Origin of the sequence: Exiguobacterium sp. SL-9 (assembly GCF_004336985.1) — a bacterium.
GTDB lineage: Bacteria > Bacillota > Bacilli > Exiguobacteriales > Exiguobacteriaceae > Exiguobacterium.
In genome coordinates this window covers 289,196-311,159 of the sequence record NZ_SJUO01000001.1, presented here as the reverse complement: position 1 = coordinate 311,159, position 21,964 = coordinate 289,196, and the positions used below count along the sequence as shown (strand labels likewise).

At 52.4% G+C, this 21,964-nt stretch carries 27 protein-coding genes; 26 read left to right on the top strand and 1 reads right to left on the bottom strand.

Annotation, left to right across the window (positions count from 1 at the left end; genetic code table 11):
- Positions 1–18: 18 nt before the first annotated feature.
- The 26 genes from EVJ34_RS01645 (at position 19) to EVJ34_RS01520 (ending at position 21,047) form a co-directional block, all read left to right on the top strand.
- A complete protein-coding gene (locus EVJ34_RS01645; protein ID WP_131484546.1) occupies positions 19–684 on the top strand; it encodes a flagellar brake protein in 666 nt (221 codons plus the stop codon).
- A gap of 74 nt (positions 685–758) precedes the next feature.
- Positions 759–1,436, top strand: coding sequence for a (d)CMP kinase (cmk, locus tag EVJ34_RS01640; RefSeq protein ID WP_131434308.1), 678 nt, complete (start codon positions 759–761; stop codon positions 1,434–1,436).
- A complete protein-coding gene (locus tag EVJ34_RS01635) occupies positions 1,433–2,056 on the top strand; it encodes a lysophospholipid acyltransferase family protein (RefSeq protein WP_131434037.1) in 624 nt (207 codons plus the stop codon). Before cmk ends, EVJ34_RS01635 begins: the two co-directional genes overlap by 4 nt.
- Before the next feature lie 140 nt (positions 2,057–2,196).
- The gene (gene rpsA, locus EVJ34_RS01630) at positions 2,197–3,345 is read left to right on the top strand and encodes a 30S ribosomal protein S1 (RefSeq protein WP_034777315.1); all 1,149 of its coding nucleotides are present in this window, start codon (positions 2,197–2,199) and stop codon (positions 3,343–3,345) included.
- A 129-nt stretch (positions 3,346–3,474) separates the two neighbouring features.
- Complete coding sequence (der, locus tag EVJ34_RS01625) at positions 3,475–4,785, top strand: ribosome biogenesis GTPase Der (RefSeq protein WP_131434039.1); 1,311 nt, start codon at positions 3,475–3,477, stop codon at positions 4,783–4,785.
- Positions 4,786–4,802: 17 nt separating this feature from the next.
- Positions 4,803–5,846, top strand: coding sequence for an NAD(P)H-dependent glycerol-3-phosphate dehydrogenase (locus tag EVJ34_RS01620; RefSeq protein ID WP_131484545.1), 1,044 nt, complete (start codon positions 4,803–4,805; stop codon positions 5,844–5,846).
- A gap of 80 nt (positions 5,847–5,926) precedes the next feature.
- Positions 5,927–6,127, top strand: coding sequence for a DUF2768 family protein (locus EVJ34_RS01615; protein WP_114165607.1), 201 nt, complete (start codon positions 5,927–5,929; stop codon positions 6,125–6,127).
- 3 nt (positions 6,128–6,130) lie between these two features.
- Positions 6,131–6,841 (top strand): hypothetical protein, encoded by a 711-nt coding sequence (locus EVJ34_RS01610; protein WP_131434043.1) that lies wholly within the window; start codon positions 6,131–6,133, stop codon positions 6,839–6,841.
- A gap of 109 nt (positions 6,842–6,950) precedes the next feature.
- On the top strand, positions 6,951–7,223 hold the full coding sequence (locus EVJ34_RS01605) for an HU family DNA-binding protein (RefSeq protein WP_021067196.1): 273 nt from the start codon (positions 6,951–6,953) through the stop codon (positions 7,221–7,223).
- 126 nt (positions 7,224–7,349) lie between these two features.
- A complete protein-coding gene (locus EVJ34_RS01600; protein ID WP_131434045.1) occupies positions 7,350–7,922 on the top strand; it encodes a heptaprenyl diphosphate synthase component 1 in 573 nt (190 codons plus the stop codon).
- A gap of 20 nt (positions 7,923–7,942) precedes the next feature.
- Entirely contained in the window at positions 7,943–8,644 is a 702-nt protein-coding gene (locus EVJ34_RS01595; RefSeq protein ID WP_131484544.1) for a demethylmenaquinone methyltransferase, read from the top strand.
- Between the two features lie 3 nt (positions 8,645–8,647).
- A complete protein-coding gene (locus EVJ34_RS01590; protein ID WP_131434049.1) occupies positions 8,648–9,610 on the top strand; it encodes a polyprenyl synthetase family protein in 963 nt (320 codons plus the stop codon).
- A 91-nt stretch (positions 9,611–9,701) separates the two neighbouring features.
- Complete coding sequence (gene ndk, locus EVJ34_RS01585; RefSeq protein WP_114165613.1) at positions 9,702–10,118, top strand: nucleoside-diphosphate kinase; 417 nt, start codon at positions 9,702–9,704, stop codon at positions 10,116–10,118.
- Between the two features lie 117 nt (positions 10,119–10,235).
- Positions 10,236–11,015 (top strand): CheR family methyltransferase, encoded by a 780-nt coding sequence (locus tag EVJ34_RS01580; protein ID WP_034779832.1) that lies wholly within the window; start codon positions 10,236–10,238, stop codon positions 11,013–11,015.
- 10 nt (positions 11,016–11,025) lie between these two features.
- On the top strand, positions 11,026–12,186 hold the full coding sequence (gene aroC / locus EVJ34_RS01575; RefSeq protein WP_131434051.1) for a chorismate synthase: 1,161 nt from the start codon (positions 11,026–11,028) through the stop codon (positions 12,184–12,186).
- The gene (locus EVJ34_RS01570) at positions 12,180–13,226 is read left to right on the top strand and encodes a 3-dehydroquinate synthase (RefSeq protein WP_131434053.1); all 1,047 of its coding nucleotides are present in this window, start codon (positions 12,180–12,182) and stop codon (positions 13,224–13,226) included. Before aroC ends, EVJ34_RS01570 begins: the two co-directional genes overlap by 7 nt.
- Before the next feature lies 1 nt (position 13,227).
- On the top strand, positions 13,228–14,478 hold the full coding sequence (aroA, locus tag EVJ34_RS01565; RefSeq protein ID WP_131484543.1) for a 3-phosphoshikimate 1-carboxyvinyltransferase: 1,251 nt from the start codon (positions 13,228–13,230) through the stop codon (positions 14,476–14,478).
- Between the two features lie 36 nt (positions 14,479–14,514).
- Positions 14,515–15,786: a tetratricopeptide repeat protein gene (locus EVJ34_RS01560; protein WP_131434057.1), complete on the top strand. Its 1,272-nt coding sequence runs from the start codon at positions 14,515–14,517 to the stop codon at positions 15,784–15,786.
- A gap of 24 nt (positions 15,787–15,810) precedes the next feature.
- Positions 15,811–16,344: a ReoY family proteolytic degradation factor gene (locus tag EVJ34_RS01555; protein WP_034777333.1), complete on the top strand. Its 534-nt coding sequence runs from the start codon at positions 15,811–15,813 to the stop codon at positions 16,342–16,344.
- Positions 16,345–16,509: 165 nt separating this feature from the next.
- Positions 16,510–16,950 carry a DUF2487 family protein gene (locus tag EVJ34_RS01550; RefSeq protein WP_201739653.1) on the top strand — a complete coding sequence of 147 codons (441 nt, stop codon included), beginning with the start codon at positions 16,510–16,512 and terminating at the stop codon, positions 16,948–16,950.
- Between the two features lie 110 nt (positions 16,951–17,060).
- Positions 17,061–17,564, top strand: a complete 504-nt coding sequence (locus EVJ34_RS01545; RefSeq protein ID WP_131434059.1) for a QcrA and Rieske domain-containing protein — start codon at positions 17,061–17,063, stop codon at positions 17,562–17,564.
- 15 nt (positions 17,565–17,579) lie between these two features.
- Positions 17,580–18,251, top strand: a complete 672-nt coding sequence (qcrB, locus tag EVJ34_RS01540) for a menaquinol-cytochrome c reductase cytochrome b subunit (protein WP_021067209.1) — start codon at positions 17,580–17,582, stop codon at positions 18,249–18,251.
- A gap of 33 nt (positions 18,252–18,284) precedes the next feature.
- Positions 18,285–19,079 carry a menaquinol-cytochrome c reductase cytochrome b/c subunit gene (locus EVJ34_RS01535; protein WP_131434061.1) on the top strand — a complete coding sequence of 265 codons (795 nt, stop codon included), beginning with the start codon at positions 18,285–18,287 and terminating at the stop codon, positions 19,077–19,079.
- Between the two features lie 99 nt (positions 19,080–19,178).
- On the top strand, positions 19,179–19,793 hold the full coding sequence (locus tag EVJ34_RS01530; protein WP_131434063.1) for a DUF1405 domain-containing protein: 615 nt from the start codon (positions 19,179–19,181) through the stop codon (positions 19,791–19,793).
- Between the two features lie 38 nt (positions 19,794–19,831).
- Positions 19,832–20,515, top strand: coding sequence for a zinc metallopeptidase (locus EVJ34_RS01525; RefSeq protein WP_131434065.1), 684 nt, complete (start codon positions 19,832–19,834; stop codon positions 20,513–20,515).
- A 61-nt stretch (positions 20,516–20,576) separates the two neighbouring features.
- The gene (locus tag EVJ34_RS01520) at positions 20,577–21,047 is read left to right on the top strand and encodes a GreA/GreB family elongation factor (RefSeq protein ID WP_131484542.1); all 471 of its coding nucleotides are present in this window, start codon (positions 20,577–20,579) and stop codon (positions 21,045–21,047) included.
- A 40-nt stretch (positions 21,048–21,087) separates the two neighbouring features.
- Here EVJ34_RS01520 and EVJ34_RS01515 read toward each other — a convergent pair whose 3' ends face one another.
- Positions 21,088–21,963, bottom strand: a complete 876-nt coding sequence (locus EVJ34_RS01515; protein WP_131434069.1) for a YitT family protein — start codon at positions 21,961–21,963, stop codon at positions 21,088–21,090.
- Position 21,964 lies beyond the last annotated feature (1 nt).

Genomic DNA, 21,964 nt, shown 5'->3' with positions numbered 1-21,964 from the left:
TAAAAGGGGAATCGTTTCATGTTAAAAGTAGGTCAAGAGTTACGGATAGAAGTTGAAGGGAGAAAAGAAGGGAAGACGAAAATTGCGGCCATTAATGACCAAATCGTCTGGATCGAGTCCCCGAGTGAGACAGATACGTTGAAGACATTTTTCTTGCACGAAGACGAATCGATGCGCGTCTATTTCTTCGTAGGCGAAGAACAGCTCTATGCGTTCGACACGGTCGTGACGAGACGGGTGAGCGATGCGCAGTTGACGCTTCGCTACGCGTTCAACGTGCCGGATGAAAAGAAAATTAGACGCGTGCAGCGCCGCGAGTATTTGCGGGTCCCGGAAATGATCAACGTGACCGTATCCGCAGAAGATGGCCAAGCGTTCCCGTCGTTTGAGACGACGTCGCTCGACGTGTCGGCCGGAGGTATGCGAATCGTGGCGAACCGAACCCCGGTCGCGGTCGACGAGTCAATCATCGTCTCGTTTCATATCGCTGACGACCGTGGCGTACCGCAGACGTTCCGTGTCAAGAGTCGCCTCGTTCGCATTCATGAACAGGCAGTCAAACAAGAATTATCCCTTTGCTTTGAAGAATTATCATCTCGGGACCAAGAGACGATTTTGCGTTATTGCTTCCGAGCCCAGCTCGAAGCGAGAAAACGGACCGGCTCCGTATTTTCTTCACGATAAAAAACTGGTATGATGTTCTCGGAACAAATGACCGAGAGGAGGCGGGTATCGGGATGAGCCGATACCCGATTTTTATGAATAAACCGTTACAGATTGCATTAGATGGACCGGCTGGGGCTGGGAAAAGCACGATTGCGAAAACACTCGCCAAAAAATTAGGATACGTCTATATCGATACGGGCGCGATTTATCGCGCCGTCACGTATCGCGCGCTTCAAGACGGCGTCGGTCTCGAAGACGGCCCGATGCTTGCCGAGATGATTGACAACATGGATTTACGGCTCGTCCCATCTGAGGACGGTCAACGCGTGTTCGATGGTACCGAAGAAGTGACCGAGGTCATCCGGACGAGTGAAGTGACGAACAACGTCAGTTTCGTCGCGCGCCAACCGGAAGTGCGGGCCGCCCTTATGGACTTGCAACGAGACCTCGCCAGCAAAGGCGGAATCGTCATGGATGGTCGTGATATCGGCACGCACGTCTTACCTGGGGCGGACTTGAAAGTATTTATGACGGCTACGGTCGAAGAACGGGCCCGTCGTCGGCATGAAGAGAACGTGGCGAAGGGATTGCCGAGCGACCTCGGACAGTTACAGCTCGAGATCGCCCTCCGCGATAAGCGTGACTCAGAACGCGATGTCGCCCCGCTTCGCCAAGCGGATGATGCACATTTCCTTGACACGACTGAATTGTCGATTGATGGGGTCGTCGAAGCGATCGAACAATTGATGAAGCAGGTGATTGGACGATGAAACCGTTAAACAACGGACCGTTCGGCATGTATCGTCTTGCAGTTGCGGTCGTCAATATCATTCGCAGATTAAGTTTTCGCGTCGAATATATCGGACGTGAAAACGTTCCGCTCGACGGATCCATGATCGTCTGCTCAAATCACCAATCGAACTGGGACCCGGTGTTACTCGCCGGGGCGATGCCGAAACAACGTCAGCTCCGATTTTTTGCTAAAAAAGAACTGTTTGAAGTGCCGGTATTGAAACATATCTTAAATCGCGCCGGCCAAATTCCGGTTTCACGCGGAGAAGGCGATCGCCAGGCGCTCCGGGTCGTTTTGCAAAAATTAAAGGAAGATGAGGTCATCTCGATCTTTCCTGAGGGCACACGCTCGAAAGACGGGACGCTCGGCAAAGCCCAGGCCGGGGTCGGGTTCTTCGCGCTCCGTTCGGAGACATCGGTGCTCCCGGTGGCCATTATTGGGACGTACAAGTTCCGTTCGAAGCTTAAGGTCGTGATCGGCAAGCCGGTCGACTTGAGCGCGTTGAAAGCGGAGAAGGCGAGTGCGCAAACGGCGGCAGATTTGATTATGGCCACAATCGGTGATTTGTACATGCAGCATTCACGGAACGTTCGCTAATTTCAGGTTTAATCTATTGCTAGGAGAGGAACTAACCTGATAACACCTTGACAAATCTTTCGAATTATAAGAAGTTTATACTAGGTGTAAGCGCCTTTGGGCGCTCCTTTTTGTACTCATCGTGAGGGGGTAGTGTTGGAATGGTCGAAGAAATGAAAGATATGCCTGATTTTGAGATTAATCGGGGTCAAATTGTGACCGGTACTGTCGTCAAAATCGAGGACAAGCAAGCGTTAATCGATATCGGTTATAAAACCGAGGCAATTTTACCAATCAGTGAAGTATCAAGCATGCATTTAGACGATTTAAACGAATCACTCCATGTTAACGACGAAATCCGTGTCAAAGTGAAAAAGGTCACGGACGAAGAAGTGGTCGTTTCGAAGAAAGACGTCGATGCCGAGGCAGCTTGGGATCAAATCGTCGAGAAATTCGAATCTGGTGAAGTATTCGAAGTCATGGTGAAAGACAAGGTCAAAGGTGGACTTGTCGTTGACATCGGTATCCGTGGATTTATCCCGGCTTCGCTCGTAGAGAACCACTTTGTCGAAGACTTCTCATCCTATTTGAATAAACCGATTACGGTTAAAGTCGTCGAGATCGACCGCGAGAAAAATCGTGTCATCTTGTCGCATAAAGCAGTTGCCGAAGCGGAAATGAGCGCGAAGAAAGCGGAGACGCTCGAGTCGCTTGAAGTCGGTCAAATCATTGAAGGGACGGTTCAACGTCTCACTGATTTCGGAGCGTTTGTCGATATCGGCGGCGTTGACGGCCTCGTTCATATTTCGGAGATGGCCCATAGCCGGGTTGAGAAACCGAGCGATGTTGTAACTGAAGGGGACAAGGTCAAAGTGAAAGTCCTAGGACTTGACCTCGACAACGAGAAAGTGAAGTTGTCGATTAAAGAGACGCAGCCAGGACCTTGGGAATCGGTAGAAGGCAAAATTCAACCGGGCGACGTGATCGATGGGAAAGTCAAACGTCTCGTCACGTTCGGCGCATTCGTTGAAGTCGCGCCGCAAGTCGAAGGGTTGCTACACATCTCGCAAATTGCGAATCGACACATCGCGACACCGTCTGAAGTGTTATCAGAAGGTCAAGACGTGAAAGTAAAAGTGCTCGACGTCCATCTTGACGAGAAAAAGATTTCGCTTTCGATGCGTGCTCTTGAATCGAGCGATTCAACGCGTGAAGACGCGGACCAATCGTTGCTTGACGAGTATAGTGACCAAGGAGGTTTCTCTGTCTCTGAGTTGACAGGAGAAGAGACCTCGGACGATTCTAAATAAGACGATCGTTCAAGCGGGAGCCAGACTCCCGCTTCTTTTTGTATGGTCACAGAAATATGGCTGTGATATGATAGTACAGTTGCAATTAGAAACGATAAGTTATTGAATGAAAGTTAGAGAGGTGTTTATATGGGAATTCCAGCAGTGGCCATCGTAGGCCGCCCGAATATTGGGAAATCCACGATTTTCAACCGGATTATCGGAGATCGCGTGTCGATCGTCGATGACAAGCCGGGGGTAACACGCGACCGCATTTACGGGACGGGTGAGTGGTTGAACCGTAAGTTTCATTTAATCGATACAGGTGGAATCGAGGTCGGTGACGAGCCGCTTCTCGTTCAAATGCGCCATCAGGCCGAGCTTGCAATCGATGAAGCGGACGTCATCATCTTCATGGTGAACGGACGCGAAGGCATTACAGCAGCAGACGAAGAAGTAGCGAACTTGTTATTCCGTTCGAACAAACCGATCGTCCTCGCTGTCAACAAAGTCGACAACTTCGAGATGCGCGAGCTCATGTATGAGTTCTATTCGCTCGGATTCGGCGACCCGTTCCCGATTTCAGGGACGCACGGCCTCGGTCTCGGGGATTTGCTCGATAAAGTGCTCGATTTGGCACCAGATAAAGATGACTACGAGTATAACGAAGAAGTGATCCAATTCTCACTCATCGGACGTCCGAACGTTGGGAAATCGAGCTTGACGAATGCGATTCTCGGTGAAGAACGCGTCATCGTCTCGGATATCGCGGGGACGACTCGTGATGCCATCGATACACCGTTCACACGGGACGGTCAAGAGTACGTCATCATCGACACAGCCGGGATGCGTAAACGCGGAAAAGTATATGAGTCAACCGAGCGTTACAGCGTCATGCGTGCCCAGAAGGCAATCGAACGCTCGAACGTTGTCCTCGTCGTCATCGACGGCGAAGAAGGCATCATCGAGCAAGACAAACGCGTCGCTGGACTCGCCCACGAAGCGGGGAAAGCCATCGTGCTCGTCGTCAACAAGTGGGATGCCGTCGACAAAGACGATAAGACGATGAAAAAGATGGAAGAGAAAATCCGCAAGGAGTTCTTGTTCCTCGACTATGCTCCAATCGTATTCTTGTCGGCGCTTACGTCGAAACGTCTTCAGACGCTTCTGCCGGTCGTCAAAGAAGTGGCTGATTCACACCGCCGTCGGATTTCGACGAGCGTGTTGAACGACGTCATCGTTGACGCTGTCGCGATGAACCCGACACCGACGGACAAAGGACAACGACTCAAGATTAACTACGCGACGCAAGTGGCCATCGAGCCGCCGACGTTCGTGTTGTTCGTCAACGATCCAGAGTTGCTTCACTTCTCGTACAAACGTTATCTAGACAACCAGATTCGCCGCGCATTTGACTTCACTGGTACACCAATTCATATCGTGGCGCGTCAGAAAAACTAGTAATGGGGGTGCCTTCTATGGCAAAAGTTGCTGTCATCGGTGCAGGGAGTTGGGGAACGGCGTTATCGCTCGTCCTCGCTGACAACGGACATGACGTCCTGCTTTATGGACGTGAAGAAGAGCATGTGCATGAAATCAATACCGACCATACGAACTCGACGTATTTAAAAGATGCACCGTTACCGACCTCGATTCGAGCGACGACGGACTTGGCAGAAGCGGTCGCTGGCCGCTCGATCGTGTTCCTCGTCGTCCCGAGCTCGGCGATTCGTCCAGTGTCTCGTGAGTTGAACGCACTTCTCACGGAGCCGGTCGTCCTCGTGCATGCCGCCAAAGGAATCGAGCCGAAGACGCACAAACGTCTGTCGGAGATTATCGCCGAAGAAATCGATCCGTCGAAACGTCGGGCCATCGGTGTGTTGACAGGTCCGACGCATGCAGAGGAAGTGGCCGTCCGTAAATTGACGACGATCACAATTGCCTGCGAGGACTTGGACGTGGCCGATGAGATTCAAGAGTTACTCACGAACGATCAGTTCCGGGTGTATTTGAACTCGGACGTGATCGGGGCGGAGTATGGGGGTGCCCTTAAAAACATCATCGCGCTCGCAGCAGGGATGACCGATGGCCTCGGGTATGGCGATAACGCCAAAGCGGCCCTGATGACGCGCGGAATCGTTGAAATCGCGCGGCTCGGAGTCAAACTTGGCGCCAACCCGGCTTCGTTTTCGGGCTTGACCGGGATCGGTGATTTGATTGTCACGGCCACGTCCCAGCATAGCCGTAACTGGCGTGCCGGGAACGCGATTGGTCGCGGTGAGAAACTCGAGGACGTGCTCGGTCACATGGGCATGGTCGTCGAAGGGGTTCGTGCCTGTGAGGCGGCGCATACGCTCGCTCGGGAAGCCGGTATCGAGATGCCAATCACGGAAGCCCTTTACAACGTGTTGTTCGAAGGCAAGAGCCCGCATGATGAGGTACAAAAGTTAATGAGACGCCCGCAGAAGCATGAGATGGAAGAAGTCTTCCACTTTGAAGGCGGCGAAGAGCAAAGGGACTGACGTTTTCGTTCAGTTCCTTTGTTTTTTTTGCTACACTTATGTACGGAGAAAGAATTAAAGAGAAAGTCGAGGGGATAGACGTGACACCGTCACTCATCAAGATGTGGATTTCATTTGCGGGGATTGGAGCGTTTGCCATCGCCGCGCTCATGGTTGCAGTCAGCCATACGAAGCTTTCAGGATGGTTTGCGGCGCTCGTCCGCGTCATCGCATTCGTCATATTTTTATTCGGAACGATCATTATGATTTATGTGGTCGCTTCGGGACCGACAGGAGGGTAACACGTGAAACGGATTTTGTTGGTCGCTAGTCTTTTGGCGGCGACCGTGCTCAGTGGATGTATGTTCCCGGACTCGAACCGGGTCGATAACGTCCCGTATGAAGATCAATTGAAATCGGTCCAGACGGCTGTCGACTCGTTCAAAGAGACGACCGGTGTTTTGCCAATCAAAACGAAACCGGCTGAAACGCCTCTGATGGAGCGCTATCCCATCGAGTTCGCCCGTCTCGTGCCTGGTTATTTGGCCGATCCTCCGGCGAACAGTTTCGAAGGGGGCGGACTGTTTTTATACGTCCTTGTGGATGCTGAGACCGAACCGACTGTCAAACTCATTGATTTGCGCGTGACCGAACGGTTGCAAACGTTACAGACGAACATCAACGCTTTCCGGGCCAAAGAAGGGAAATTCCCGTTTGACGGCTCGGTCGGCAAAAATCAGTTCACAATCGACTATGACCTCATCTTCGTCTCGGAAGAGCCGACGGTCCCGAGTCCATACACCGAAACCGAGTTGCCGATCTATGTCGATGGGAGCGGACAATTATTTGTCGATTACCGGACCGACCTTGAAGCCGCCCTTGAGAACACGGATGTAGAGCCAAAAGTCGGGGAAGACATTCGGTATTTGCTTTATAATGACTCCCCGTTCGCCCCTGCTTATTCGCAAGGGTACACGATTAATGAACAAGGTGAGGTCGAGTTTTTAAACAACTGATTGTCAGAACCGGTCGAATATAGGCTTTTCACTTAAAAAATGTTGTCATATCAACGTTTGTACGATATGATTAATCCCGTAAACTCCCTGTGAGAGGAGGTGAATCGTGATGAACAAAACTGAATTGATCCAAGCAGTTGCGGAGAAAGCAAACGTTTCGAAAAAAGAAGCTACACAAGTTGTAGAAGCTACATTCGAATCTATCACTGAAGCACTCCAAAACGGTGATAAAATTCAATTGATCGGTTTTGGTACTTTTGAAGTTCGTGAACGTGCTGCCCGTAAAGGCCGTAACCCACGTACAAAAGAAGATATCGAAATCCCGGCGAGCAAAGTTCCTGCCTTCAAAGCAGGTAAAGCGCTCAAAGATGCGGTCAAATAATGTGCAATACATAAGTCGCCGAAAGGCGGCTTTTTTGTGCCTCAAAGCGAGTTCACATGGCGTGAATGTGACAAAAATGTGCTATACTATGTCAGAATGACAACGAAGAGGACGAGGGGGGATAGCATGGAACAGATGACATACGAAACCGTTGTCACCGACCTTGCTCGTCAAATCGAAGAACGCATGACCCATCCGTATTTGACGAGACACGAGATTGTACCCGCAGTCGACATGCCTTTACTTCGTTGGATGGTCGAGATGATTGAAATCGAATCGAATCAACAACGTCAGCTCGTGCTTGCGACGTATTTTGCGCACCAAGCGCTCGAACTGCACGATCAAGTAAAGGATAGCCCGAACGGATCGCTCGAACGGCAACTGAAAGTGCTCGCCGGCGATTATGCCTCGGCTCAATTTTATAAAATTCTGGCCCTATTTCCTGCAGACTATAGCAGTCGCTTCGGCCGGACGGTCCAGCTCGTCAACGGGGCGAAGTGTACGCTCGCGTTAGATACGGATGTGCCTGTCACGACGTGGATGGAAGCGAACTTCGGATTGATCAAAACGTTTTCTGAAGTGATCGGTCAGGCTTACTTGACCGCTTACGGAAAAACGATCATCGAACGAAAGGCGGCGGAACTTCGCCAAGAACAACGAGAACAGCTATCGACGCTCCTGGCGCACGCTGTCGCTTAGAACGGAAAGGATGTTACGTATTGCAACCGAAAGAAAAAGAGCAAAAAGTATATGACGTGTTTCAATCAATCTCACCGAGCTACGATACGATGAACTCGATCATCAGCTTCCGTTTGCATAAATGGTGGCGCAAAGCGACGATGCGTCGCATGCAAGTGTTCCCGGGGGCTAAATGTCTCGACGTCTGTTGTGGGACGGCTGACTGGACAATCCAACTCGCCGAGGCGGCCGGGAACACCGGCGTCGTCAAAGGTCTCGATTTTTCCGAGAACATGCTCGCGGTCGGACAAGAAAAAGTGGAGGCATATCCAACAATTGAACTCATCCATGGGAATGCGATGGCATTGCCGTTCGGCGACCACTCGTTCGATTATGTGACAATTGGTTTTGGTCTCCGCAACGTGCCCGATTACATGACGGTGCTCCGTGAGATGCATCGTGTGTTGAAACCGGGTGGTACGGTCGTCTGTCTCGAGACGAGCCAACCGACGGCACCGCTCTTCAGCGAGCTATATCGGTTTTATTTCGGGTCGGTCATGCCGTTGTTCGGCAAAGTGTTTGCCGGCTCGTATGATCAATATAAGTGGCTTCAAGAATCGACCGATCAATTCCCGGACCGGTTGACGCTAAAACGGATGTTTGAGACGGCAGGGTTCGAACAAGTCGAAGTGAAGACGTTCTCCGGCGGTGCGTGTGCCATGCACTTAGGAAAGAAGTGGTGACCGATGTCTTTGAAGCGACTTTATCGCCACATGAACCGAGAGATTGAACACATCGACCGGTTCTTGTCGACGCGAGTCCAAACCGATCATCCGGTCATCGAGGCGGCTTCGAAACAACTTTTAGACGCAGGCGGGAAACGGATTCGTCCGGCGTTCGTCCTGCTCAGCGCCGGATTCGGACAAACGAAAGATATTCGATTGACGAAAGTGGCGGCGAGTCTAGAACTGATTCACATGGCCTCGCTTGTCCATGACGACGTCATCGATGACGCCAAACTACGACGCGGCAAACCGACCGTCATGGAACGTTACGATGAGCGGGTCGCGATGTATACGGGCAATACGTTGTTCGGTGAAGCGATTCGGCTCGTCTCTGAGATTGACTCTCCAGACGTGATGCAAATCATGGCTGACACAATGGAACTCATCTGTGTCGGGGAAATCAATCAAATCCAAGACCAATATGATTGGGGTCAATCCCCGAAACGATACCTCGACCGAATCGCCCGCAAGACGGCACTGTTGATTGAGACGAGTTGTGCGGCTGGTGCTGTCGTCTCGGGAGCATCACCTGACGTCGTCAAACAGTTGCGATTGTTCGGCTATGATATCGGGATGGCGTTTCAAATGACGGACGACTTGCTCGATTTCACAGCGAAGAGTTTTCAACTGGGGAAACCGGTAGGAGAAGATTTGAAACACGGTCATAAGACGTTACCGCTCTTCTATTCCGCGGAAAATCCGGACTTCTTTGACCGGTTGCAACAAGTCAGTCACTCGTCTGACTCTTCCTTGACGCACACGCTCGTTCGTGAAGTGCAGCGTAACGGGACGCTCGAGCGAAGTCAACGGACGATTGACCGTTATGTGAACCGAGCGATCCGACGTCTCGACGGGTTACCGGACGTGCCAGACAAACGTTCGCTGATCGAGATTGCGGAATATATCGGAAAACGAAAATGGTAATTAGGACCTTGTAAACCCTTTCAATAATGACGGTGACCGTGTAAACTAATAACGTACATGGTACACATATTGATTTAGGGGGATTAGGGGAATGGAAAAAACATTTTTAATGGTGAAACCGGATGGTGTGAAACGTGGATTGATTGGGGAAATCATTTCGCGCTTCGAACATAAAGGCTATACGTTGAATCGTCTCGAGTTATTGACACCGTCAGTAGAAGTCGCACAATCGCATTACGCGGAACATAAAGAAAAGCCGTTCTTTGGAGAGCTGGTCGACTTTTTAACGTCTGGTCCTGTTGTGGCGATGGAGTGGGAAGGCGAGAACATCGTCGCTGTCTCTCGATTGATGATCGGGAAGACGAATCCGCTCGATGCGCAACCTGGAACGATTCGTGGCGACTTGGCCTCGACGATGTCACAAAACGTCATCCATGGTTCAGACAGCGTGGAGAGCGCAGAGCGTGAATTGTCACTCTGGTTCGCCACTGAAGCATCACACGTTTGATGACGATAAAAGGGACGGGGGCCTCCTGTCCCTTTTTGTATTGGGATTTAAGCGCTTTCGCACGTTTTGGCACGACATGATCTAGGAGAAGAGAAAGAATTGAGGTTGAAACTGGTGATAAATGATTATGCCATCTTCGTAAAAAAGTTTTATTTGAAGTCGGGAATCGACTTGAATTTATATAAAGAGGCTCAAATGAAGCGTCGCATGATCGCGCTTCGTGAGAAGAAAGGGTATGCCACTTTTATCGAGTATTTTAAAGCGATGGAAGCGGATCGTGGGTTATACGATGAATTTTTAGATCGCATGACGATCAACGTAAGCGAATTTTATCGCAACCCGGTCCGATGGCAACAGTTGGAGACAGACATCTTACCTGAACTCATCAGAAAGAGCCAAGGCAAATTGCGTGTGTGGAGCGCGGCCTGTTCAACTGGAGAAGAGCCGTATTCATTGGCGATGCTGTTATCGAAACATTTGTCACCTGCCCAGTTCACAATCACGGCGACGGACCTAGATGACGTGGTGATCGAAAAAGCGAAGCAAGGCAAGTACCATGAGCGGGCGCTCGTTGACTTGCCCCCTGATTTTCGGCAGCGTTATTTCACCCGCCGCGGTGACGACTATTACATCACGGAAGACATCAAAAAATTGGTGACGTTCAAAAAACATAACTTGTTGGCAGATGTGTACGAGCGGAATTTTGATTTGATTGTCTGCCGTAACGTCTTGATTTATTTCACCGAGGAAGCGAAAGAGAAGGTATATAAATCGTTCCATCGCTCACTTCGGCCAGGCGGGATTCTCTTCGTTGGGGGGACGGAGCAAATCTTTCAACCGAAACGGTACGGTTACAAGATGAAACAAAGTTTCTTTTACGAAAAATTTGAAGAGTGAGGTGGCGTAGATGCGTTATTTGACGGCAGGAGAATCGCACGGCCCTGGGCTTTCAATCATCATCGAAGGTGTGCCGGCGGGACTTGAAGTCGACGTCCAAGCAATCAATGAAGAGCTTGCCAAACGGCAATCCGGTTACGGACGAGGGCGTCGTATGCAAATCGAATCAGACCGAATCGAGGTAAGAGCCGGCATTCGTCATGGGGTGACGACAGGGGCCCCTGTGTCGTTTTGGATCGAGAACAAGGACCATACCCATTGGCGGAACGTGATGCAGGCCGAACCGATCGATGCGGACGTGGAAATTAAACGCCGTGTCGTCCGACCACGACCGGGACATGCGGACCTCGTTGGCGGCTTGAAGTACGACCATCGTGACCTTCGTGACGTGCTCGAACGCTCGAGCGCTCGGGAGACGGCCGCCAGGGTCGCCGTCGGCGCACTTAGCAAACAACTGCTCGCTTCGGTCGGCATATCGCTCGTCAGCTATGTGAAAGTCATCGGTGGTGTTACAGCCGAGGTGTCATACGAGTCGCTCGACACGATGCGCGCCACGATCGAGGCGTCGCCGGTCCGGACGCTCGACGAGGCGGCCGGTCAGGCGATGATGGGTCGAATCGACGAGGCGAAAGCCGCCGGTGATTCGCTCGGAGGTGTCGTCTGTACCGAAGTGCATGGCGTCATCCCAGGCCTCGGGTCGTACGTCCAATACGACCGGAAACTTGATGCGGCCATCGCCCGCGCCGTCATGAGTGTCAACGCCATTAAAGGCGTCGCGTTTGGCGACGGGTTTGACATGGCGTATCGGCCAGGTTCTGAAGTGATGGACCCGATCGCTTATGGTCCGGACGGCTATACACGACTGAGCAACCATCTCGGCGGTTTCGAAGGCGGGATGACGACAGGCATGCCGATCGTCTGTACGGCTGTGATGAAACCGATTCCGACGCTCTACAAACCGCTCCAATCGGTCGATATCGATACGAAAGAATCATTTCTCGCGCAAATCGAGCGCAGCGACGCTTGTGCCGTGCCGGCCGCCTCGCTCGTTGTCGAAGCGGTCATCGCCTTCGAGCTCGCCCGTGAGCTGTGCGAAACGTTCGGGCATGATACGGTCACCCGCATCCAGTCTCGTGTCGCTTCGTACCGGGAAGAGATCCGCACGTGGTGACGCTCCAGGTGAACGCCTCGACTCCCTATGAGGTCACGATCGAGCGGGATGATACCTGGCTCGATCGTGTCCCGTACTTCACCTGTTCAACCGTTTGGGTCATCACGGATGAGACGGTCGACCGGCTACACGGAAATACGTTCCGGGACCGGCTCGCGTGCAAACATGACGCAATCGTCTGGTCGGTCGTTCGCCCCGGGGATGGCTCGAAGTCGCTCGAGACAATCGAACGACTCGTGACAGACGGGTTGACGGCCAGTTGTGACCGGGATACGCTCGTCGTGGCGTTCGGTGGCGGCATGGTCGGAGATTTGGCTGGCTTTTTAGCGAGTGTCTATATGCGCGGTGTGCGTTACATACAAGTACCGACGACGGTCCTTGCCCATGACTCGGCCGTCGGTGGGAAAGTCGCGGTCAACCATCCGCTCGCGAAAAACGCGATTGGTGCGTTCTATCAACCGGCCGGCGTCCATTACAATGTCGACCGTCTCGAAACATTGTCCACGCGAGACGTCTTGAGCGGGCTCGGCGAATTGATTAAACATGCCTATCTGTCACGTTACGTCCTCGGTCACTCGTTCGAGGTGGAGTTGTTCAATGCTTTGGCCGAAGGACCACTCGATTGGGAAGAATGGCTCGCGCGTGGAATCGAAGTGAAGCGATTGGTCGTCGAGGCCGATGAACGCGAGCAAGGCGTGCGGGCGTGGCTGAATTTCGGCCATACGTTCGGCCATGCATTGGAATCGACCGAAGCGTACCGATTGTCGCACGGGGAAGCGATTCTCTACGGCATGGTGTACGCTTTCCTCGTTTCCGGCGACGAAGTGCGGGCCAGAGCCCTCGCTTCGTTCATGAAGCAGAACAGGATCACAGCGGTCAAATGGCAATCGTTTGACACGTACCTCGCAAGCATGGGACGTGATAAAAAGAATCGGGATGGTCACATCCGTTTCGTCCTGCTTGGCGATGAAGTGACCGTAGAAAGCGTCACGGCAGAACGGCTCAAGGAAGCGTTCCATCAGATGAAAGGGTGGTTTTAATATGGGATTGAATGGATTCATACGCGTGCCGAGTGATAAGTCAATCACGCATCGGGCTCTCTTGTTCGGGGCTGTAGCGACCGGGGAGACCACGATTTACAATCCGCTCCTCGGTGAGGATTGTCGTTCGACGCTCGAGGCGATTCGACGGTTAGGTGCCGTCGTCGTTGAAGCGCCTGACCATCTTCTCATCACGGGAGCAAAGACGCTCACGTCGGCCGAACTCGATTGCGGGAACTCGGGCACGACGATGCGTCTCATGACCGGGCTTCTCGCTGGATATGATGGGGAATTCACGCTTACCGGGGACGCCTCGCTCTCAAAACGTCCGATGCGTCGGGTAACGGACCCGCTCCGGCAAATGGGTGCCGCTCTCGACGGAGATTTCGCTCCGCTCCATATCTACGGACGGTCACTTTCAGGCATCGATTACACGTTGCCCGTTGCGAGTGCACAAGTGAAATCAGCCGTCTTGCTCGCCGGACTGCGCGCGGACAGCCCGACGATTGTCCGCGAACCGGTTTTGTCAAGGGACCATACCGAACGTATGCTACCGCTCTTTAAAGGACAGATTGAAATCACTTCTGACGAAGGGATCAGGACAATCCGGTTGTCGCCGTCAGTTCTTGAAGCTGCGAACGTGGCCGTTCCGGCCGATCCTTCTTCGGCCGCCTTTTGGTGGGCCGGTGCGGCGCTCGTACCGAACAGTTGCCTCACGACGACCGATGTCTGTTTGAACGAGACACGAATCGGTTTCTTGCGCACGCTCGAACGGATGGGGGCGAAGATTGAAGTGACGAACGTCCGTACGCTCGGGGAAGAATCGGTCGGTGACGTGACCGTGTCGACGAGTACGCTCCAAGGCATTCGGTTGGATGGGGACGCAATCCCGCACCAAATCGATGAGTTGCCGTTGTTTGCGCTCGTCGCCTCACAAGCGACGAGTCCGTCATCTGTCCGGGACGCGAGCGAACTCCGTGTCAAAGAGACGGATCGGATTCAGACTGTCGTGCAAGAACTTTCCGCGCTCGGTGTCGATATACGCGAAACCGAGGACGGGTTCGATGTCTTTCCGAGCCGCCTTCACGGTGGACATGTGTCTTCGCACGGGGATCATCGACTCGCGATGATGCTTCAAATCGCGGACTTATTGACGACCGAACGTGTGACGATTGAACATGTCGAGGCGGCGGATGTGAGTTACCCACGATTCCGTGACGATTTACAACGCCTCGGACGTGAGATAGAATAACGTCAATACGAGTAGTCGGTAGGAGGAACTATAACCATGTTAGACGAAATAGAATTGAACCATATCATCGAAATGCTCGAGAAGGGCGAGACCGAGCATGCGCTCATGCATCTTGAGTCGCTCGAGAAGGACGGGTCGGACGAGGACCGTTTGGCGATCGCCGACATCTACCTCGAACTCGGGCTTGCCGATCGTGCCGTGAACGTGCTCGCGGCGCTGTATGTCGATTACGCGGGCAATCCGCATGTCGCCTTGTCGCTCGCCGAGGCATACTTGGATAGTGACCGTGAAGAAGAAGCGATTGCCGTCCTTGAAAAGATTGACACGACGGATAAAGAAGCGCATATGCGCAGTCTCGTCTTGCTCGCAGATTTGTATCAATCGCAAGGCTTGGACGAGGTCGCCGTCAAGAAACTGATGGAGGCGCTTGAAACGAATCCTGACGAACCGCTTCTCATATATGGACTAGCCGAACTGTATGCGTCAATCGGTTCGTTCGAACAGGCCGTCCCACTCTATGCTCGTCTGCCACACTTGCGTTTGCCGGAAGAACTCGACTATCAAGCGGACTACGCCGAGGCGCTCACGATGATCGGCTCGTTCGAAGAAGCGCTCGACGAGTATGAGAAGGCGGACGACCGCAACTTGAATACCGTGTTCGGTCACGCGATGACCGCTCACCGCATCGGCCGCGACGAAATCGCTGTGAAACAGTTCGAGTCGCTCCAGGCGATGGACCCTGACTTCACGTCGCTCTATCTTCCTTATACGGAGGCGCTCGATGCGCTTGGCCGTCTCGATGAGGCACTCGTCGTCATCGATCAGGGAATCGACCGTGACGACTACAACGATGAGTTGCGGACGGTGAAGGCGAAGCTGTTCTTGAAGCAGGGCCGAACGGACGAGGCGGTCGCGGAACTCCGGGAGGCGCTCGCGCTGAACCCGGAATCGCTCCAGGCGACCGAACTCCTCTTGTCCGTCTTATTCGAGTCCGGCGATATGGAGGCCGTCCTTGAGACGATCGACACGCTCGAAGAGCATTCGACGTCCCCGCTTATGACCTGGTATAAAGCGAAAGCGGCCTATGAACTCGAAGCGTACGATCAAGCCGTCACGTTATATCGGTCGATTGAGCAAGTTTATAAAGAGGACGTGTCATTTGCCATCGAATGGGCTACACTATTGATAGAAGAAGGACAGCGTGCCGAAGCGCAACGAGTGCTCGAGCAAACGCTTGCGCTCACCGTCGACGTCGACGATCGCCAAGCTCTTGAGGAGCGGCTCGAACGGTTGACGGACCACGATTAATCGATACAAAGGAGATGGGGTCATATGGTCGAGCGGAAAAAGATGTTCTTAAAGCGATTCCTCGCTCATCATACGCTTCGTAAACGAGAGGCCAAATGGATTATCGACTACTGGCTCAGACATCCAGAAAAACTCGGGAACGTTCATTTCGTCACGAACGCCTCGGTCTCACCGCGTAGCCTGATCATGACGGCGTACGGCTTTGACGGGGAACCGTTCCGCTATCGCCGGGGTGACCTCATCACGGTCAATCCTGAGAAGGCGTATCACGACATCCGGCTCCACGATGGAGCGATCTACGTGGAGCTCAACTTCCAAGGAATGATGATCGACGAGATGTGGATCGATATCGTTGAATTGAATCCGTTCGAGCCCGTCGCTGAACTGAAGGATGAAGTGACGACGTCCGCTCAAACGGTCATCCGTGCCTCGGTCGCCCAGTTCGAGGAAGAACGTCTGCTCGTCGAAATCGACAAGGCGCTCGACCGGCGCGACGAGAAATTGTTCCGGAATTTGACGAGCCAACTGCATCAAGTGCGGGCCTCAAAATTATTTTAATAAAAACAAGCGCTTCCGTTATGGTCAGCGCTTGTTTTTTGGTATATTAATGACGTAGGAATACACAATAATTTCACATTTCGTTCATAAGTTTCGCATAGGGAACGTTTGTAGGTGCGCTACAATGGACATGATGATGTATGTCTAGAGGAGAGGAGGAGGAAGATGAGGTTCGATGGCATAGACGCGATGAAGTCGCTGACAGAACGCCAATACGTCGATACGCTCGTCGTCCCACTCGTCGAACTGGCGTTTGATGAGGACATCGTGCGTAAAGCCGAAGGCAACGAAGTCATTCAGGCGGTCGCACTCGAGACCGAACGGCAACTGTCGGGACGGACGATGCTCAGTCCGACGCTCAGTTACGTCGATGTGGATGCTGGCCGTGCGACGGCAGAAGCGGTACACATGAAAGCAATGGCCTCTGGGTTTTCCCACGTGTTGTTCATCTCCTCGGATTTGCGTTTTAAAGGGTCTGAACTGCCGATTATTTTTGTTCCGCCGCTTGCGTTAAAAGGCATGTCCGGCGAGCAGTCGCACACGATGGTTCAAAATTTTGCGACGCAAGTCATTACTGAGCTTTCGAGCCGTTGGATGGCGACATGAAGCGGTTGACGTAGAGGTTTTATTGATATACTATTTTGTTGAGTGAGAAATTTTTGTGAAGAATGCATAAAGAATTATGGGGTTATGCACACGAATGAGGGGGGAACGAAATGGCTCAAAATGGGTCAAAAGTCACACGCCGTCAGTTCTTAACGTATACGTTGACTGGTGTAGGTGGCTTTATGGCGGCAACATTGATCAGTCCGATGGTCAACTTTGCGATCGATCCGGTCTTAAAAAAATCGGATGCGGGCGATAAAGTAAAAGTCATCAGTCTCGACGACATCACGACTGAGCCGCAACGTGTCGACTTTAAGAAACAAACGCAAGATGCTTGGTATGAATTTGAAGAAACGCTTTCGGCGTGGGTATTTAAAGATGAGAGCGGCGAAGTCATCGCCTTGTCTCCAATTTGTACACACCTCGGTTGCCAAGTAGGATATGGTGGAGACCCGACTCGACCGACAGAGTTCTTCTGTCCGTGTCACTTCGGTCGCTATGAGAAAGATGGAACGAACATTCCGGGTACGCCTCCGACATCACCACTTGCACGCTACGAAAAAGAAGAAAAAGACGGCTTCCTATACTTGGGCAGTCCAGTCGCACAGTTGTGAGAGGGGGAATAGTCGATGTTACAAAAAATTTATGATTGGGTCGATGAACGCGTCGACATCACGCCGTTATGGCGCGACATCGCTGACCATGAAGTTCCAGAACACGTCAACCCTGCCCATCACTTTTCAGCATTTGTCTATTGTTTTGGCGGTCTGACGTTCTTCACGATCGTGATTCAAATCCTGTCAGGGATGTTCTTGACGATGTATTATGTACCAGACATCATCAACGCGCACGCGTCGGTGTACTATTTACAAAACGAGATCGCACACGGACAAATCGTTCGTGGGATGCACCACTGGGGCGCATCGGTCGCAATCGTCATGTTGTTCTTACATACGCTCCGCGTATTCTTTACCGGATCGTATAAGAAACCGCGCGAGCTCAACTGGGTCGTCGGTGTTCTCTTGTTCTTCGTCGTCTTGGCGCTCGGTCTTACAGGGTACTTGTTGCCGTGGGATATGAAAGCGTTGTTCGCGACGAAAGTTACGCTTCAAATTGCCGAGAGTGTCCCGGTCATCGGTGGCATCGCCAAGACGCTTCTCGCCGGTGGTGAGATCGTCGGCGCACGGACGCTCACGAACTTCTTCGCCATTCACGTCTTCTTCTTACCGGCGGCCTTGTTCGGACTCCTCGGAGCCCACTTCTTGATGATTCGTAAACAAGGGATTTCAGGACCGCTATAAGCCGATTCGAAGATATAAAGGGGGAGAAACGATATGCATCGCGGTAAAGGGATGAAATTTGTAACCGACTCTCGAGTAGGAATCTCGAATCGGAAACAAAATATTGCAAAAGACTATTCTGAATACCCAGGACGCACTGAAGCGTTCTGGCCGAACTTCTTGTTGAAAGAGTGGATGGTCGGTTCGGTCTTCTTGATCGGGTTCATCGCCTTGACAATCGTCGAGGCACCACCGCTTCAAAACATCGCCGATCCAACGAACACGTCTTACATTCCGTTACCGGACTGGTATTTCTTGTTCTTGTATCAATTGCTCAAGTACCAATTCGCAGCAGGGGATTGGATTTTGCTTGGAACGGTCATCTTGCCAGGGGTCGCCTTTACGGCACTCTTGATTGCACCATGGCTTGACCAAGGGCTCGAACGTCGTCCGGCGAAGCGTCCGGTCGCCATTAGCTTCATGCTTCTCGGTATTTTATCGGTCTTCTACTTGACGTGGGAGTCGGTTCAAACGACGCACTGGGACCAAGTCCACGAGCAAGGGATTCTTCAAGTACCAGGTGAGGGTCCGGAAATTGATACGGCTGCGCCAGGTTATGAGATTTACGCGGCCCAGTCTTGTGTGAACTGTCACGGTCAGAACCTTGAAGGCGGCGCTGCCGCTCCAGGTCTCGTCGGCACAGCATACACGGCTGAAGAGATTGCGGAAATCGCGGTCAACGGTGTCGGAACGATGCCGGCCGGCCAATGGGAAGGTTCGGATGAGGACCTCCAAGCCATGTCTGAATTCATCGCTTCGTACGGTGAAGGCGGCGAGAATAACCAATAAGCCATTGGTTCAAGAAGCGTGGCCCGTTAAACGGGTCATGCTTCTTTTTACTTTGGGTCTCTTACGTTACAATTAGGATAAAAAAGGATGAATACTCGAATGATACATATGTTACGCCCAATCCTCACGCATCGGATCGTCTTAGTGCTCTTGTTTATCATCAACTTGCTCGGCACGATTTACGGGTACGTCTGGTATGAGCCACAGCTTCGCGATACGCCGCTCCTCTACTGGCCGTTCGTGCCTGACAGTCCGACCGCTTCGCTTTTCTTCACGATCGTGCTCGGCCTTTGGCTCGCTGGAAAAAAATCACCGCTCATGGAGACGCTTGCCTTCATCACGCTCGTCAAATACGGAGTGTGGGCCGTCGTCATGAACTTGTTGTTCTTGAGAGGGCTGGGCCCGGACGCCGAGACGTTCACCATCCTCATGGCCGTCATGTTGATGGTGTCGCACGGAGCGATGGCGTTTCAGGCTTTCTTATACGCGCCGTTCATGACATGGACAGTTCGCTCGTTCGTCTTGACGCTCGTCTGGGTCATCCATAACGATGTTGTCGACTATGTGCTCGGTCAATGGCCGCGCTATCCGTCGCTCGCCGAACATATCGCCTGGATCGGCTACGGCTCGTTCTGGTTGACCGGAATATGTTTTTTTATGGGATACCACATCATCCTGCGCACTTCGCTTGATAATAAGTTCATAAGAATGTAAAATCAGATTATCAAATACACGCAGAGGTGATCGAGAACATGTCATTAGGTGGCTATATTTTCTATCTTGCACTGATTATGCTCATCCCGTTATGGGCCCAGATGCGAGTGAAAAGTACGTACAAAAAGTTTCTCCAACAACCGATTCAAAGTGGGGTCACGGGTGCACAAGTCGCTGACTTTATCATGAAACAAAACGGTGTCCACAACGTCCGCATCGAGATGGTCGATGGATTGATGAGTGACCATTACGACCCGGTCAATAAAGTCGTCCGTCTATCGCGTGAAGTGTATCAAGGTTCGACGATCTCATCGGCTGCGATTGCAGCCCACGAAATCGGCCACGTCATTCAAGATGCGACAGACTACAAGATGATGCGGGTCCGTCACCGGCTCGTCCCGGTCGTGAACATCACATCGAACTTGTCGTTCCCACTTCTCTTAGGTGGTTTCCTCCTCGGAGCGATGGGCCTCGCTCAACTCGGTGTCGTCATGATGCTCGGGGCGGTCGTGTTCCAACTTGTCACACTTCCGGTCGAATTCGATGCCTCGAAACGGGCCATGGCTGAACTGACGAGTCACGGCATCGTCACGGCAACAGAAGAGTCGGGCGCGCGTAAAGTGCTTAACGCGGCAGCATGGACGTATGTAGCGGCAACGCTCGTCGCCGTCGCCGAACTCATCCGCTTGGCGCTCATCGTCTTCATGCCACGTGACGAGTAGAATCAACGGTCCCGTCGAACGACGGGACTTTTTTTGTATCTCGTTTTGAAAGGAGCCACCCATGCCAAAACCACAATTGACGAAGGCGGGTCGCCTGCGTTTGATCGAACAACTCGAGACGCTTCGCGTCGATGGGCGGCGCGAGGCGCTCGAACGCGTCAAGGCAGCTCGGAAATTTTGTGACTTTCGAGAAGACGTGACGTATGTGGACGCGGTCCGCGAACAAGAGCGCATCGAGACAAAAATCATCGAACTAGCGCGTACGCTCGCCGACGCCGTCATCGTAGAACGGGAATCAGATGCCGGACAAGTCGGATTCGGTGACACGGTAACACTCCGAGAACTACCTCAAGAAGAAACCGAGACGTACCAAATCGTCGGCGAGCTCGAAGCCGATTTGGCGAACGGGACAATCTCCGCGACGTCACCGCTCGGCAACGGGTTGATGGGGGGCGCCGTCGGTCAAACCGTCTCAATCGCTTCACCGGGAGGCGCGCTCATGTTTGAGATCGTCCACATCAAGCGATTATGAAACGCCCCGTTCATTCGAACGGGGCGTTGTGCGTCGTGACTTATTTCAAGGGAATCCGGTTCTCATCGAACGTGAAGCCTTCACCGCCGACCTCATAGACATGGTGGAACGTGATGAAGGCGTGCGGATCAATCTGTTTGACGATCGTCTTCAATCGATTCACTTCGTTCCGGCCGACGACGACATACAGCACTTCAAGCTCCTTGTTCGAATAGCCACCTTTGGCGAGAAGTCGGGTCGTCCCGCGGTTCATCGTGGCATGGATGCCGTCGGCGATGGCTGTGCGGTGATCACTGATGATCATGGCTGCCTTCCCGGCGTATGTCCCTTCCTGCATCGAGTCGATGACGCGGGCACCGACATAGACGGCGAGTAGCGTGTACATCGCCTCGCGAATATCGAGATACGTCAAACTGAGGACGATGACGAAAAAGTCGAACACGAGGAACGTCTTGCCGATCGACCAGCCGACGTAGCGCTGCACGAGCCGGGCGATAATGTCGACGCCTCCGGTCGTCCCACCGTTATTGAAGATGATGCCGAGACCGACCCCGATGAAAAGACCTGCGAACAGACTCGCGAGCACCATATCGTCCGTCAAATCGATGACGAGGTTCGAGTACTTGGCGATGAGTCCGTACCAGAGCGAGAAACTGAACGTCCCGATGAGCGTGTAAATGAACGTCGTCCGCCCGAGCAGCTTATAACTGACGAAGAAGAGCGGGATGTTGAGCGCCAAGTTCGTGATCGACGGTGACCAGTCGAACAAACCTCGTAGAATCAGTGTGATCCCGGTGAAACCGCCTTCCGCCAAATTGTTTTGGACGTTGAAGTGATAAACCCCGAACGCAAAAATAAAGGAACCAATTAAAATAAAGAAAATATTGCGAAACCGAATCGGTAATTGTACCGTCATT